Genomic DNA, 14,094 nt, shown 5'->3' on the forward strand with positions numbered 1-14,094 from the left:
CCCGAGCGGGAGTCCCGGCTGGGTAGGGTTGAGGCATGACTCTGGCCCCCGGTTCCGCTGAAATCATCCAGCTCGCGTGGGCACGCCGGCTGGGACTCGACGACGGCGCTTTCGCCGCCGCCCGGGGCCGCCGCCTCACCCGGGCCGACAATTCGGCCCGATCCCTGCAGTTTGTTCGGCTGTTCGGCAGCTCGGCGCTGGTCGGGCCGGAATGGGCCCTTGACGCGGCGGCCGGGTATTCCGACGAGGAGCTGGCGCAGCACGTGACCCTGCTGACCATCACCCGTGGGCACGGTGGCCACGGACTGGGCGCCGCGGCGCTGTTCTTCGCCGACGACCTGCCGCTGCAGCAGCCGGCCGAGGAGCTTACCGTCTCGCACGGGAACCCAGAAGCGATCCAACTCGAAGCGCTCTGCCCGCCGGACGATGTTAACGAGGTGGGCCTGGCGGACCTTGAGCACCGGTTTACGATCATGCACGTCGAGGACGACGGCGGCCGGACGCCCGTGGCGTGCGGCGCCTACACCGAGTGGGAAGGCCTGCTGGCGCAGCTCGGGGTGCTGGTGGCACCCGAGTGGCGGCGCCGCGGCGTCGGGACACTGGCCGCCTCGATCGCCGCCCACGAGGCACTGGCCTCGGGCCTGACGCTGCAGTGGCGCTCCGATGTCAGCAACAAGGGGTCCCTGGCGCTGGCCCGGAGCCTGGGGTTCACCGCCGGCGGCATCCAGACCAGCGTGCTGCTGGCCTAGCCGCGCTTGGCCTCGGCCGCGTCCGCGGCGGGGTTCCCGCTGTCCGCTGCAGCCGGAACCGTACCCGGCGCGCCCCAGCCCTGCTGCGGCTGGGGTTTGGCGAAGAACAGCGCCACGGCCGCGCCCAGCAGGATCACCGCAGCAGGCAACATGATGGACTGGCCCATCGCCGTCGAGAATCCCTCGTGCAGCGCCTCGGGCAGCTTGCCGCCGAACGCCATCGGGTTGGACTCCCCCGACGCTCCGGGCGCCGCCGGCAGCTCCGCGGCGAGCCGGGCCTGGATCAGCACCGCGATGGCCGCGCTGCCCAGGACCGCGCCGATCTGGCGGGTGGTGTTGTAGACGCCGGAACCGGCCCCCGCCTGCCGGGGCGGCAGGTTCCTGGTGGCGGTGGAGCTCAGCGGCGCCCAGATGCCGGCGTTCGCGAATCCCAGCACCGCGCTGGGGAGCAGGAAGAGCCAGATGGGGGTGTCCGGGTGCATCAGCGAGGCGTTCCAGAACAGCGCCACGGACATCAGGATCAGGCCGGCGGCCGTGATGAATTTCGGGTTGACCCGGTCGATGATCTTGCCCACGACCGGCGCCAGGGCGCCGGAGATCACTGCCATGGGGACCATCATGAGCGCGGACTGCGTGGGGGTCAGGCCCCGGACCACCTGGTAGTAGAAGATTAGCGGCAGGCTGAAGGCGGTCACGGTGAAGCCGACCGTGGTGATGCCCACATTGGCCAGCGAGAAGTTGCGGTCCTTGAACAATCCCAGCGGCAGCAGCGGCTCACCCTTGTTGACCCGCTGCCAGGCAACGAACGCGACCAGGACGACGATGCCGCCGATGATCAGGCCCCACACGGTGATGGGCCCGGTGATGGTGCCCCAGTTGTAGGTTTCGCCCTCCTGGATCCCGAACACCAGCAGGAACAGGCCGACAGCGCTGAGCAGCACGCCGGGGATGTCGAACTTGTGCGGGTGGGTGCTCAGCGACGGAACAAAGCGCAAAGCGAGGATGAAGCCGGTGATGCCCACCGGAATGTTGATGAAGAAGATCCACTCCCAGCCCAGCCCGTCCACCAGGACACCGCCCAGGATCGGTCCCACCAGGGTGGCCACGCCGGCCGTGGCACCCCAGATGCCCATGGCCGCGCCGCGGCGGTCCGGCGGGAAGATCCGCGTAATGACGGCCATGGTCTGGGGCGTCATCATCGCGGCCCCGAGGCCCTGCAGCACCCTGGCCTCGATCAGGGTGTGGACGTCGCCGGAGAGCCCGCACCACAGCGATGCGAGGGTGAACACGACCAGCCCGGACAGGTAGAGCTTCTTCGGTCCGAAGCGGTCACCCAGCCGGCCCGTAATGAGCAGCGGGACGGCGTAGGCGAGCAGGTAGGCGCTGGTCACCCAGATCACCGAGTTGATGTCGGCGTTCAGGCCTTCCATGATCCGGGGGTTGGCCACCGAGACGATGGTGGTGTCGATCAGGATCATGAAGAATCCGATCACCAGCGACCAAAGTGCGGCCCAGGGCCTCGCTACGTTTTCCATGAGGTTCCTTACGGTGCTGTTGCCGGGCTGGAGTTTTTGGTGGAACTGAGGTCTATCAGGCGGTGCAGGTTCCGGCGGCCGACGGCGGTGGCCGGTGTCAGCGCAGGAGCGCCAGGATCTCGGTCCGGGCGAACATCTGCGCGGCCGCCCGGGCGGAGGGACTTCCGGCGTCCGGGTCGGCACCGGCGTCCACAAGGATCCGGATGACGTCGGGGTAGCCCTTGAACACCGCCCCGGCCAGCGGCGTCTGGCCGCGGTCGTTGGCCGTGTTGGCGTCGGCGCCGTGCGCCAGGATCAGTTGGACGGTGTCCGCGTGGCCGTGGTAGGCGGCCAGCATGAGCAGCGAATCCCCTGCCGCGTTGGTCAGCGCGGCCGGCGCGCCGGCGGCGAGGTAGCCGCCGAGCAGCGTGGAGTCCCCCTTGCGGGCGGCGTCGAAGAGGGTGTGGGCCAGCGCGAGGGTCTCGTCGTCGGGGGCGGCCGCTTCCGGCCCGCCGTTCACCGGGTCCCCCGGAGGAATCCGGTCTGCCGTCCCACGACCTGACCCGCGTCAGGCGCCACAATGAGCTCCTGGGCCGCGGTGTACGGTTCCTCGCCGTCCATCACGGTCAGCACCTCATCCGGGGCGACGGAGCGCTTGATCACGGCCAGGGCCACCGGGCCCATCTCATAGTGCTGCGCCACGGACGTCACCGTGCCGACTTTCCGCTCGCCGGCCCGTACTTCACTCCCGACTGCGGGCAGCGTGTGCTGCGAGCCGTCCAGCTGGAGGAACACCAGCCGCCGCGGCGGGTGGCCCAGGTTGTGCACCCGGGCGATGGTTTCCTGTCCCTTATAGCAGCCCTTGGCCAGGTGCACGGCCGTGCGCAGCAGGTCCAGTTCGTGCGGAATCGTCTTGTCGTCGGTCTCCGCCCCCCAGCGGGGGCGCCACGCGGCGATCCGGAGCGCCTCGGCCGCCAAAACGCCGGCCAGCGGGCGGCCCGCGACGGTGGCCTCGAGCTCGGCGGCCGGAACGAGGTATTCGAACCAGGGCCGCTCCAGGCCCGGGTGGGAGTCCTCACCGACGACGGCGTAGGAGTACCCTCCGGCGCCCACATGCGGCCAGGGATCCTCCCAGACCTGGCGGCCGGCCCAGTCCGGAACCGGCCGGGTGCTGCCCAGTACGGCCCAGTCCGCGGACACATCGGCAACCTCGACCCGGAGCATGAACTTCATCCTGGTGAGCCATTCGGCCAGCGGCGCGGCCTCGGCCGCCTCCACGATCAGCCAGGTGGTGGCACCGTCGTCCAGCACCCGCGCGTCGAATTCGATCCGGCCTTGCACGCTGAGAAGCAACAGTTCGGTGGACTGGCCGGGCGCCAGAGCGGTGAGCTGCTGGGAGGACAGGGTGTTGAGCCAGCTCAGCCGGTCCGGGCCGGCCACCGTGACCACTCCGCGCTGGGATAGATCGACGACGGCGGTGCCGGCGGCCAGTGCGCGCTGCTCGCGCAGCGGCTCGCCGTAGTGGGCGGCGACGCCGGCGTCCGCACCGGCCGCTTCAACGGCGCCCGGGCGCGACAGCAGTGGGCTCTTGGTAGTCATATGAAGTAGAAGTCCTCAGCGCTCAGCGGTATTCCGGATTTTCGAAGTCGAATCGGGTGCCGGCCTTCCAGCCTTCGGGCAGGTTGCCGTAGGCGGGGATGCCGCCGGCGTCCTTGAGCATCCGGGCCAGGTGCAACAGATTCCACGTCATAAAGGTGGTGTTGCGGTTGGTGAAGTCGCTTTCCGGTCCGCCGGAGCCCTCGTCCAGGTAGCTGGGCCCGGGGCCCACGGCGCCGATCCAGCCGGCGTCCGCCTGCGGCGGGATGGTGAAGCCGATGTGCTGGAGGCTGTAAAGCACGTTCATGGCGCAGTGCTTGATGCCGTCTTCGTTGCCCGTGATCAGGCAGCCGCCCACCTTCGGGTAGAACGCCCACTGGCCCTTGGAGTTTAGTTCGCCGGAGTGCGCGTATAGCCGCTCGATCAGCTTCTTGGTCTGGGACGAGTTGTCACCGAGCCAGATCGGGCCGGCGACCACCACAATGTCCGCTTCCTGCACTGCCGGGTACAGGGCCGGCCATTCGTCGCTGGCCCATCCGTGCTCGCGCATGTCCGGGTAGACGCCGCTGGCGATGTCGTGGTCCACCGTCCGGATGATGCTGGTGGCTACGCCCTGCTTTTCCATGATCCTGCGGCTGATCTCGATCAGGCCCTGCGTGTTGGAGGTCTCCGGTGACTTCTTCAGGGTCCCGTTGAAGAACACGGCCCTGAGGTCGCTGTAGTTGCCGGGTGTCGAGGTGGCGTGTGTCGTGCCGCTTGCTGTGTCGTTCACTGTGGTGCTCCCTGCGTTCGCTGCGGACAACGGAAATTCAGCGAGACCGCGGCTTCCCGCCTGGCGCGCGGTTCAGCCGACTTTGCTGAGGATGGCGGAGGCATGCGCCTCCAGGCCACCGCCCGGCGTCGACCCCTTACCGGAGGCGACGTCCCAGCGCCAGAGCAGTTTGCCGTCGACCAGCCCGAAGATCCGTGTGGCCGCGGTGTACTCCTTGGAGTGGCTGCCGCGCATCACCATGTCGGTGCTGAGCTGGATCTGCGGGCCCTTGATCTGGCCGTAGTACAACTCGGAGATCCCGCCCGGATGCGAGATGGAGACTGAGATGTCAAAGCCGCCGTCGCCATTGCGAAGTTCCTCGACCTCGTCGGCGCTCTTGAGCACCGGGACGATATCGGCCGGGATGAGCCCCGGGCCGCCGTCTTCCTCGCGCTGCTTGCGCTCAAGGGCCCAGAAGCCGGTCTCCACGGTCAGCGGGCGTAGCTTGGTCCCCTCGTCGTCCGTCAGCCACGATTCGGCCCGGTACTGCAGGTACGGCAGGCCGTTGTGGGTGAAGGAGACGTGCTGGAGGAAATGTTCCGAGTCCTCTTCCCCGGCTCCCAGCCGGCCGCGGCCCTCCCACTCACCAATGAGCCAGGACAGCGGAACGATTTCGGGCGTCAGATCTGTAGGAATTTCAATCGGCACGGCAGCTACCTCTGGAAACTACGGGTTCTGGACGGGTACAGGTCGGGACTGTCTACTTCTGGCCCTTGAAGAGCCGGTAGACCACAAAACCGGCGAACCAGGCCATGGAAAGGCTGGCGATGCCGAGCAGGACAAGGAAGAAGATCTCAAATGCAAGTACGGACATGATGCCATCCTAACGCTTTAGTGAAGGAGTAGTTTGTCTATGAAGTAGGCCAGCGAACCGACCGCGGAGACGGGCCCCAGGCCCATGCCCAGCACTGCCGGCAGGTTCAAGGTGGTGCCCCGGATGATCACCAGCCGGCGGAAGCTGACCAGGACGGCGCCGACGACGATCCCGACGAGGGCGGCCGGCAGCACGGCGATGTCGGAGAACACCAGGCCGGCCAGCGGACCGGCGAGCCCCGCGCCGACGATGCCCAGCGGCGCAACGATCCGGTCCGGCCAGCGGATCAGGCCCGCCATCAGGGCGATCGCGGCACTGATGGCGGCGATGAGCAGCATTTCCTTGACCCCGTTGAAACGTGAGCAGGCGATCCAGCCCGCACCGAGGCAGGACAGCAGGACTCCGGCGCTGGATCCCAGGGTGGATTCCAGGCGCTGGGCCTGGCCGGTGCCGCGGATCAGCTGCATCACGAAGATGGCCATCACCCCGGCCGCTACGAACGCGGGCGTCCAGTTCAGGAAACCGGGCGCGGGAAGATAGGTGGCTGCCACCGCTGAACCGATCCCGGGCAGGCCGATCAGGGCGGCCAGGGTCTTCTTGGCCGGGATGCCCAGGAAATGGGGCCAGCCAAATCCGACGCAGGCGGCCGTGATGGCAGCGACGGCCAACAGGGCCTCCGGCGTGGAGTAGGCCCCGGCGACGATGGCCGCCAGGCCGGCCAGCCCGATGATACCGACGCTCCGCGACCTCACTGCATTCCCCCCGGGGCGTGCCGCCACCGGGCACTCCCAACGCGGTCCCCCACGATCAACATAGCCACGATCAACCGGCACCTTCGCTCACTGCGGACCCACTCGGCCTGCTCGACTCCGCCGGAGCGGCAGGCCCTGACGGATCAATCCTGCCCTATGTGAACGTTTTGTGTCGCAAAAGAAGCACACTGGAGCGGCGGAACAGTGTCCGCCGACGGTCGTTTGGGTATACTCGAAGTTCAGCTACGCTTCCTCCGGCAGCCGCTGGCGGGGCACCGCCCGGAAGCCCAGTACCCGCCGGTGGAAGCCCGGTTCAGACGCCCAATGATGCGCGGACACCCCTTGGAGGAACCATGTCGCACATCCTGCTACTGACGAACAGCACCGGGTCATCGGTGGACGTCCTTCCTGCGCTGGAGCTGCTCAACCACCGCGTCCACATTCTTCCCGCCGAGCCCACGGCCCTGCTCGAAACGGACCCGTGCGATATCGTGCTGCTTGACGCCCGCAAGGACCTCGTGGGCGCCCGCTCCCTCACCCAGCTGCTCAAGGCGACCGGACTGAGCGCGCCCCTGATGCTGATCCTCACCGAAGGCGGCATGGCCGCCGTTTCCTCCGCCTGGGCGGTGGACGACATCCTCCTGGAGTCTGCCGGCCCCGCCGAAGTGGAGGCACGCATCCGCCTCGGCGTCGCCCGCGCCGTGCCTGATGCGGACGACACCCCCACGGAGATCCGGGCTGCCGGCGTCGTGATCGACGAAGCGAGCTACACGGCGCGGGTCAACGGGGCGGCACTCAACCTGACCTTCAAGGAATTTGAACTTCTCAAGTACCTCGCGCAGCACCCGGGCCGCGTCTTCACCCGCCAGCAGCTCCTCACCGAGGTCTGGGGCTACGACTACTACGGCGGCACCCGGACGGTGGACGTCCACGTCCGCCGCCTCCGGGCCAAGCTCGGCGCCGACCACGAAAACCTGATCAGCACGGTGCGCAACGTCGGGTACCGCCTGACCCTCGTCCGGCAGCCGGACGAGGAACTCACCGAGGCCTGACGAACAGGGCCCGGCTACTGCCCCCGGCGCTCTCCGGCAGCGCCACACGAAAAAGCCCCGGACTCAGGAGTCCGGGGCTTTCGTGCGCCGTGTGGCGCTGCAGTGGAGGACATACGGGTCGAACGTATCGAGGCCACCCCAGTGGTGGATCCCCCTCACATCCACTCAACGGTTTCGCGCCGTTGAGCCGGATGAGATATTGACTATACGTGCCCCGGGCGGATGCATCAAATTCACGCATTTTCCACGCGCCGGCGGGCAGCAGACGTATAGCCTTGCACCATGAGCCCCGCGCATCCGGAGAATTGGCCCGTACTCACCCTGCAGGGAGCCGTCGACGAACGGCTGCTGCAGGATGTCAAGACCCTGGTGGCTGCCGCCGAGGAGTCCGACGGCAACCCGCCGCTTTCAGAGCAGACCCTGGTGACCCTTCGCGCCGCCGGCGCCGGCCCGCACAGCGTGCTGGCCCTGGCGCTCTACTCCCCTGACTATTCCCGCGATGACTCCGGCACCGTTTCCGGCACCGCCCGGGGCAACGACCTGGCCGGGTTCGCCGTCGTCGTCGAGGAGGCCGATGGCACCGGGGTGCTGGAGGTGGCCGTCCATCCCAGCTACCGCAACCAGGGCGTGGCGGACCGGCTGGTGGCCGAACTGCAGAAGGTGCGCGGCTTCGCGGGACTGAAGGCCTGGTCGCACGGCAACCATGAAGCCGCCGCGGACCTCGCCGCCCGCTACGGCTACGCCCCGGTGCGCGAACTGTGGAAGATGCGGCTCGCGACCGCGACCTCGGAGCTGCCCGACGCCGCCCTGCCGGAGGGCTTCTCGCTGCGCAGCTTCGTGCCGGGGCGGGATGAGGAGGCCTGGCTCGCGGTCAACCGGACGGCCTTCGCCCATCACCCCGAACAAGGGAACATGAGCCTCGACGACCTGCACGCACGGATGGCCGAGCCGTGGTTCGACCCTGCCGGTTTCCTGCTCGCCGTCGACGCCGACGGCCGGATCCTCGGCTTCCACTGGACCAAGGTGCACCCACGGCACGGCGAGCACCCGGCGATCGGCGAGGTGTACGTTGTCGGCGTCGCACCCGCCGCGCAGGGCACCGGGCTGGGCAAGGCCCTGACCATTGCCGGCATCAAGCACCTGCAGCAGCAGGGCCTGCACGCCGTCATGCTCTACGTCGACGCCGACAACATTCCCGCCGTCGCCCTGTACCGGCGGCTCGGCTTTTCGCGCTGGGATGTGGACGTCATGTACGCGCCCCGGGAAGGCCAGTAACCGCGCCGGCGGCCGGGCGCCCGGCGGGGGCCGGAACCTGGGCTCATCCGGATCTGAATCCTTGTAAGGTTGAAGCTAACTCGCGCCAGCATTAGGAGAGACCATGCAACGGGAATCTGCCCGGACAGCCACGTCTGAAGCCGCTACGCCGGACAAGGCTGCGCGTCCCGCGCGGGCGCGGTTCGGCTCCTCCGAAGTGCCCGCCTCGCGCGCCACCCAGGACCGGATCGACATTCCCGAGTTCGCCCCCAACCTGGAACCGGAAGGCGACATCAGCCCCGACCGCTTCCTGGACCGGGAGCTGAGCTGGCTGGCGTTCAACTCGCGCGTCCTGGAACTCGCCGAAGATCCAAGCCTCTACCTGCTGGAACGTGTTAGCTTCCTGTCAATCTTCGCCTCCAACCTCGACGAGTTCTTTATGGTCCGGGTCGCCGGGCTCAAGCGCCGCATCGCCACCGGCCTCGCCGTGCCGTCCCCCGCCGGGCTGAGCCCCATGCAGGTGCTGGAACAGATCGGCGAGGCCGCCCACCGGCTCCAGCAGCGCCACGCCCGCGTCTACGCCGAACAGATCCGCCCCGCGCTGGCCTACGAACACATCCACCTGATGCACTGGGAAGAACTGGACGCCCAGGCCAAGGACCAGCTCAGCGCCATGTTCGCGGAAAAGGTCTTCCCGATCCTGACCCCGCTGGCCGTGGACCCCGCCCACCCTTTCCCCTACATCTCCGGGCTGTCGCTGAACCTGGCGGTGGTGGTTCGCAACCCGGTCAGCGACAAGGAGCTCTTCGCCCGTGTCAAGGTCCCGGACCAGCTGCCGCGGCTGATCTCGATCGACGGCCCGCGCGCCGGCTCCGTCCCCGGAAGGGTGGCGCGTTTCATCGCGCTCGAGGAAGTCATCGCCGTGCACCTGGACCAGCTCTTTGCCGGGATGGAGGTGCTGGAGCACCACATCTTCCGCGTCACCCGCAACGAGGACGTCGAGGTCGAAGAGGACGACGCCGAGAACCTGCTGCAGGCGCTGGAAAAGGAACTGCTGCGCCGCCGCTTCGGCCCGCCGGTCCGGCTCGAGGTCACCAACGACATCAACCCCAACATCCGCGCGCTGCTGATCCGCGAACTCGGGGTGGAGGAATCCGAGGTCTACTCCGTCCCGGCGCCGCTGGACCTGCGCGGCCTTTCCGTGATCGCGGGGATTGACCGGGCGGACCTGCACTACCCGAAGCACGTGCCGCACACCTCCCGGTACCTCAACGAATCGGAAACCTCCAAGGCCGCGAACGTCTTTGCAGCCATGCGGCGGCGCGACATCCTCCTGCACCACCCGTACGATTCCTTCTCCACCTCCGTGCAGGCCTTCCTTGAGCAGGCCGCGGCGAACCCGAAGGTCCAAGCCATCAAGCAGACCCTGTACCGCACCTCCGGCGACTCGCCCATCGTTGACGCCCTGATCGACGCCGCCGAGGCCGGCAAGCAGGTGCTCGCCCTGGTGGAAATCAAGGCCCGCTTCGATGAGCAGGCCAACATCTCGTGGGCCCGGAAGCTGGAGCAGGCCGGCGTGCACGTGGTGTACGGCATCGTGGGCCTCAAGACGCACTGCAAGCTCTCCCTGGTGGTCCGCCAGGAAGTTGACGGGCTGCGCCGCTACTGCCACATCGGCACCGGCAACTACCACCCGCGGACCGCCCGCTACTACGAGGACCTCGGCCTGCTGACGGCCAACGAGCAGGTGGGCGAGGATCTGTCCAAGCTCTTCAACCAGCTTTCGGGCTACGCACCGAAGTCCACCTTCAAGCGGCTGCTGGTCGCCCCGCGGTCGGTACGCTCCGGGCTGATCGACCGGATTGAAACCGAAATCCGCAACGCGCGGGCCGGGATCGCCGCCCGCGTCCAGATCAAGGTGAATTCGATGGTGGATGAAGCCATCATCGACTCCCTTTACCGGGCCTCCCAGGCGGGCGTGCAGGTCGACGTCATTGTCCGCGGTATCTGCTCGCTGCGCCCCGGCGTCCCCGGCCTCAGCGAGAACATCACCGTCCGCTCCGTCCTGGGCCGCTTCCTGGAGCATTCCCGCGTCTTTGCCTTCGCCAACGCCGGCGACCCCGTTGTCTACATCGGCTCGGCCGACATGATGCACCGCAACCTGGACCGCCGCGTCGAGGCCCTCGTGCAGCTCAGCAGCGGGGACGATACCACCTACGTGCTGGACATGCTCCGCCGCTACATGGATCCCGGAACGGCCAGCTGGCATTTGGACAACAGTGGCGAATGGGTGCGCCATCACCTGGCCGAGGACGGCACCGCGCTGCAGGACGTCCAGTCATGGCTCCTGGCGTCGCGTTCGCGGCAGCGCTCGGCGAGCCTGCGCTAGGGCCACGGGTTGTGAGCAGCGATTCCCTGGTCGCGGACCAGACCGATCATCCCGGCGAGACCATAGCCGTTGTCGCGGCCGGCGCCCTGCCGTGGCGCGTCAATAAGGACAAGCTTGAGGTCCTGCTGATCCACCGTCCCCGCTACGACGACTGGTCCTGGCCCAAAGGCAAGCTCGATCCGGGCGAGACCGTTCCCGAGTGCGCCGCCCGCGAGGTGGAAGAGGAAATCGGCCTCAAGGCTCCCCTCGGCATCCCGCTGCCGCCCATCCACTACCACGTGGCTGCGGGCCTGAAAGTGGTGCACTACTGGGCGGTCGACGTCGACGGCGCCCCGCTCCGCCCGGATGGAAAAGAGGTGGACAGCGTCATGTGGTGTTCGCCGGAGAAGGCCGCCGGCCTGCTCAGCAACCCCAGCGACCAGGCCCCGCTGGAGCACCTCGCGGCGGCGCACTCCCGCGGCGAACTGGACACCTGGCCGCTGCTGGTGCTGCGCCACGCCAAAGCCAAGCCGCGCTCGTCCTGGTCCAAGGCCGAGGGCGACCGTCCGCTGGCTGCCACCGGGACACGCCAGGCACAGGCCGTGGGCCGGCTGCTCCAGGCGTGGAGCCCGTCGCGGGTGGTGACGAGTCCCTGGCTACGCTGCGTAGCCACGGTCGCGCCCTATGCCAAGGCCGTCGACGCCAAGGTGAAGCTGCATGAATCACTGACCGAGCACCTGCACGGCCGGAGCCCGCACAAGACCGCCAACGTCGTCGAATCCCTGTTCGACAAGGGGCGCCCGGTGGCACTGTGCACGCACCGCCCCGCACTGCCCACGGTCTTTGCGCAACTGGGCAAGCACATGAACTCCCGGCTGCGGGCCCTGCTGCCCTCAAACGATCCATTCCTCTCGCCAGGGGAAATCATCGTCTGCCATGTCTCGCACAGCAAGGGCAAGGTCGTGGCCGTGGAGCAGTTCCGGCCCTTCGACGACTAGGGTCCTTGACCCCGGCGTCCCCCGGCCCTAGTTTGTATCAAGTACTTGGTACATAACTGCGGGATCTTTGGGGGATTTCATGCCTGGCGAGTTCTACTTTCCATCGATGCTGCTGTTCGGCCCGATCATCGCCGCCGTGCTGGTGTACGCCGTGCTGCGCTGGGTAATCTGGGCGCCGGATACAGGCACCTCCCCGGCATCGGTGTCGGAACACGCATTGTGGGTGGGGGTAATCGGCTGGCTGGCGAGCTCGCTGCAGGGCGCCATGAATCTGGGCATCATTCCGGCCGACCCTTCCGCCGGCGGCGCCATGACGACCCCGGCGACGATCCTGCCGGCCCTTACCTGGCCGATCCTGGGCTGCCTGGGCGTACACGCGCTCGGCCAGGTCAGCTATCCGGGGCCGCGGCGAATGCGGCGGCAGACCGTCCTGTCGGTCCGGCGGATCCGCGACTTCCTGCCGCACCGGCTGGCCGCGGTCACCGCGGCCGTCTTTGCCGCCGCCGGCGCGCTCATCGCGTGGACCGCCACGCTCCCGGGGTTCGCACCCGTGCCGCCCACAACCGTGGCGGACGGCCCGTACACCCGGCAGACGCTGGGCGTTGACGGCCGTATTCCCGGGGTTGAGCTGGCCGCCTGGCTGGGCGGAGCCCTGGCCGTCCTGGCCGCCGGGACGATGCTGGTGCTGTGGCTGATTGCCAGCCGCCGCCAGCTGGAGGCCCTCGACGCCGGCGACAATGCGGTGCTGCGCACCATCGCCATGAACCGCCTGCTGCGGACCGCTTCCATAGTGGCTGCGGGGCTGGGCGTGATCGCAGGCAACTTCGCGGCGCGGCCGGACCCGTCAACCGGCGTCTCGTCCTGGACGAATGCGGCCGGCCTGGCGGGCATGGGTGTCCTCTTGATGATGTGGTTTTGGGGGCCGCCGCGGCTCGCGGCCGCCGGGCTGGGCGCGCGCAACCGGCCGCCTTCAGGACTGCAGGCCGGCGGCCAGCACCCCGCGGCCCGGCTGGTCTCGTCGCTGGGTCCGCTGCTGGGACTCGCGGCGGCGGTGCCCCTGCTGGCGGGGGTCTTCATCGTCCCCGGACTGACCGCCGCCGCGGCGGGCTTCATAATGGCGGGCTTTGCTACCCTGATGGCGGCCGCGGTGCTGGCGGTCATTGCGGCCGGCGAACTGCTCCTGCAGCGCAACTACGGCGACCCGGGAGCGCCGCGCAACTGGCCGCGGCAGCCGGTTAGCCCGGCAATGCTGACCACCGCCGTCCTGGCCCTGCTGTCGTTCCTGCTGGCCCTGGCAGTCACGGCGGTCGGTCAGGAACGGCTCTATGGAGAGCCGGACTGGGTTCCGCCGGCCCTCCTCGCGGCCGGCGGCGCGCTTGCCTCGGTGCCGGCTTTCCTCGCCGCCAGGCACCGGCAGGGGGTCCCCGGTCTTGCCGCCGGCATGGACGCCGCGCTGCGCGCCGTCACGATCCACCGGACCGTGCGGACCCTCGCGGCCCTGTTCACCGCCCAGGCCGCCGTGTTGCTGCTGACCCAGGGGCCCGCGTGGGCTGCGGTCTTCGCCGCCGGATCCTTCGGGGGACCATTCAATCCCGACGCCAACACGTGGTGGCCGGCGACCCTGGCCGGAGCGGTCCTCGGCACCCTTGCCACCATCATCGCCGTTATCCCCGTCGCCGGCCCCGCGCGCAGCCCGGCCGGACCCGTGCCGCGGCGGGACAAGGAGCCCGCCGCGTGACCGCGGGAATCTCCATCGACCTCCGCTCGGCCACACCGCCGTACGAGCAGATCCGGGCGCAGATCGCCTCGCTGATCGTCATCGGGGCGCTGCCGCCGGGAACCCGGTTGCCGACCGTCCGGCGCCTCGCCGCAGACCTCGGCATTGCGGCCGGAACCGTCGCACGTGCCTATAAGGAACTCGAACAGACCGGGCTGATCCAGACCGGGCGCCGCAACGGAACCGTCGTCGCCGGCCCGGTCGGCGGGGACGGCCCGGGTGGCACCCTCGGTGATGCTGTCCCGGCGCGGCCGGCGGCCGGACCGAACGCCGCGGTGATCGCCGCCGTCGACCGCTGCATTGCCGCAGGCCGCGCGGCCGGCCTCGACGACGGCGCGTTGCTCGCCGTGATGCGCGCCCGGCTCGGCCAACGCCACGAATACGGCGAGCAAGACTCTTCTCAGTAGAC

At 68.8% G+C, this 14,094-nt stretch carries 13 protein-coding genes; 7 read left to right on the forward strand and 6 right to left on the reverse strand.

Features of this window, described 5'->3' with window-relative positions; genetic code table 11:
- Nucleotides 1-35: 35 nt before the first annotated feature.
- Complete coding sequence (locus ACUYM2_RS14350) at nucleotides 36-749, forward strand: GNAT family N-acetyltransferase (protein ID WP_481600645.1); 714 nt, start codon at nucleotides 36-38, stop codon at nucleotides 747-749.
- On the opposite strand, the gene ACUYM2_RS14355 is transcribed toward ACUYM2_RS14350, so the two are convergent.
- The 6 genes from ACUYM2_RS14355 to ACUYM2_RS14380 form a co-directional block, all read right to left on the reverse strand.
- The gene (locus ACUYM2_RS14355) at nucleotides 746-2,284 is read right to left on the reverse strand and encodes a DHA2 family efflux MFS transporter permease subunit (RefSeq protein WP_481600646.1); all 1,539 of its coding nucleotides are present in this window, start codon (nucleotides 2,282-2,284) and stop codon (nucleotides 746-748) included. The genes ACUYM2_RS14350 and ACUYM2_RS14355 overlap by 4 nt on opposite strands.
- 97 nt (nucleotides 2,285-2,381) lie before the next feature.
- Nucleotides 2,382-2,783 carry an ankyrin repeat domain-containing protein gene (locus ACUYM2_RS14360; protein WP_481600647.1) on the reverse strand — a complete coding sequence of 134 codons (402 nt, stop codon included), beginning with the start codon at nucleotides 2,781-2,783 and terminating at the stop codon, nucleotides 2,382-2,384.
- Entirely contained in the window at nucleotides 2,780-3,862 is a 1,083-nt protein-coding gene (gene ygfZ / locus ACUYM2_RS14365) for a CAF17-like 4Fe-4S cluster assembly/insertion protein YgfZ (protein ID WP_481600648.1), read from the reverse strand. Before ygfZ ends, ACUYM2_RS14360 begins: the two co-directional genes overlap by 4 nt.
- Nucleotides 3,863-3,884: 22 nt before the next feature.
- Entirely contained in the window at nucleotides 3,885-4,631 is a 747-nt protein-coding gene (locus tag ACUYM2_RS14370; protein ID WP_481600649.1) for a flavodoxin family protein, read from the reverse strand.
- A gap of 72 nt (nucleotides 4,632-4,703) precedes the next feature.
- On the reverse strand, nucleotides 4,704-5,318 hold the full coding sequence (locus ACUYM2_RS14375) for a nitrobindin family protein (RefSeq protein WP_481600650.1): 615 nt from the start codon (nucleotides 5,316-5,318) through the stop codon (nucleotides 4,704-4,706).
- 183 nt (nucleotides 5,319-5,501) lie between these two features.
- Nucleotides 5,502-6,236 carry a permease gene (locus tag ACUYM2_RS14380; protein WP_481600651.1) on the reverse strand — a complete coding sequence of 245 codons (735 nt, stop codon included), beginning with the start codon at nucleotides 6,234-6,236 and terminating at the stop codon, nucleotides 5,502-5,504.
- A 353-nt stretch (nucleotides 6,237-6,589) separates the two neighbouring features.
- On the opposite strand from ACUYM2_RS14380, the gene ACUYM2_RS14385 reads away from it, so the two are divergent.
- The 6 genes from ACUYM2_RS14385 (at nucleotide 6,590) to ACUYM2_RS14410 (ending at nucleotide 14,092) form a co-directional block, all read left to right on the forward strand.
- The gene (locus ACUYM2_RS14385) at nucleotides 6,590-7,288 is read left to right on the forward strand and encodes a winged helix-turn-helix transcriptional regulator (protein ID WP_481600652.1); all 699 of its coding nucleotides are present in this window, start codon (nucleotides 6,590-6,592) and stop codon (nucleotides 7,286-7,288) included.
- A 282-nt stretch (nucleotides 7,289-7,570) separates the two neighbouring features.
- Complete coding sequence (mshD, locus tag ACUYM2_RS14390; protein ID WP_481600653.1) at nucleotides 7,571-8,563, forward strand: mycothiol synthase; 993 nt, start codon at nucleotides 7,571-7,573, stop codon at nucleotides 8,561-8,563.
- A gap of 103 nt (nucleotides 8,564-8,666) precedes the next feature.
- Entirely contained in the window at nucleotides 8,667-10,931 is a 2,265-nt protein-coding gene (locus tag ACUYM2_RS14395) for an RNA degradosome polyphosphate kinase (protein WP_481600654.1), read from the forward strand.
- Between the two features lie 11 nt (nucleotides 10,932-10,942).
- Entirely contained in the window at nucleotides 10,943-11,908 is a 966-nt protein-coding gene (locus ACUYM2_RS14400; protein ID WP_481600655.1) for an NUDIX hydrolase, read from the forward strand.
- 79 nt (nucleotides 11,909-11,987) lie between these two features.
- Nucleotides 11,988-13,646 carry a hypothetical protein gene (locus tag ACUYM2_RS14405; protein WP_481600656.1) on the forward strand — a complete coding sequence of 553 codons (1,659 nt, stop codon included), beginning with the start codon at nucleotides 11,988-11,990 and terminating at the stop codon, nucleotides 13,644-13,646.
- Nucleotides 13,643-14,092 carry a GntR family transcriptional regulator gene (locus ACUYM2_RS14410; RefSeq protein ID WP_481600657.1) on the forward strand — a complete coding sequence of 150 codons (450 nt, stop codon included), beginning with the start codon at nucleotides 13,643-13,645 and terminating at the stop codon, nucleotides 14,090-14,092. The genes ACUYM2_RS14405 and ACUYM2_RS14410 overlap by 4 nt, the downstream gene beginning before the upstream one ends.
- The last annotated feature ends 2 nt before the right edge of the window (nucleotides 14,093-14,094 follow it).

The organism is Arthrobacter sp. SD1074B, from assembly GCF_056780195.1.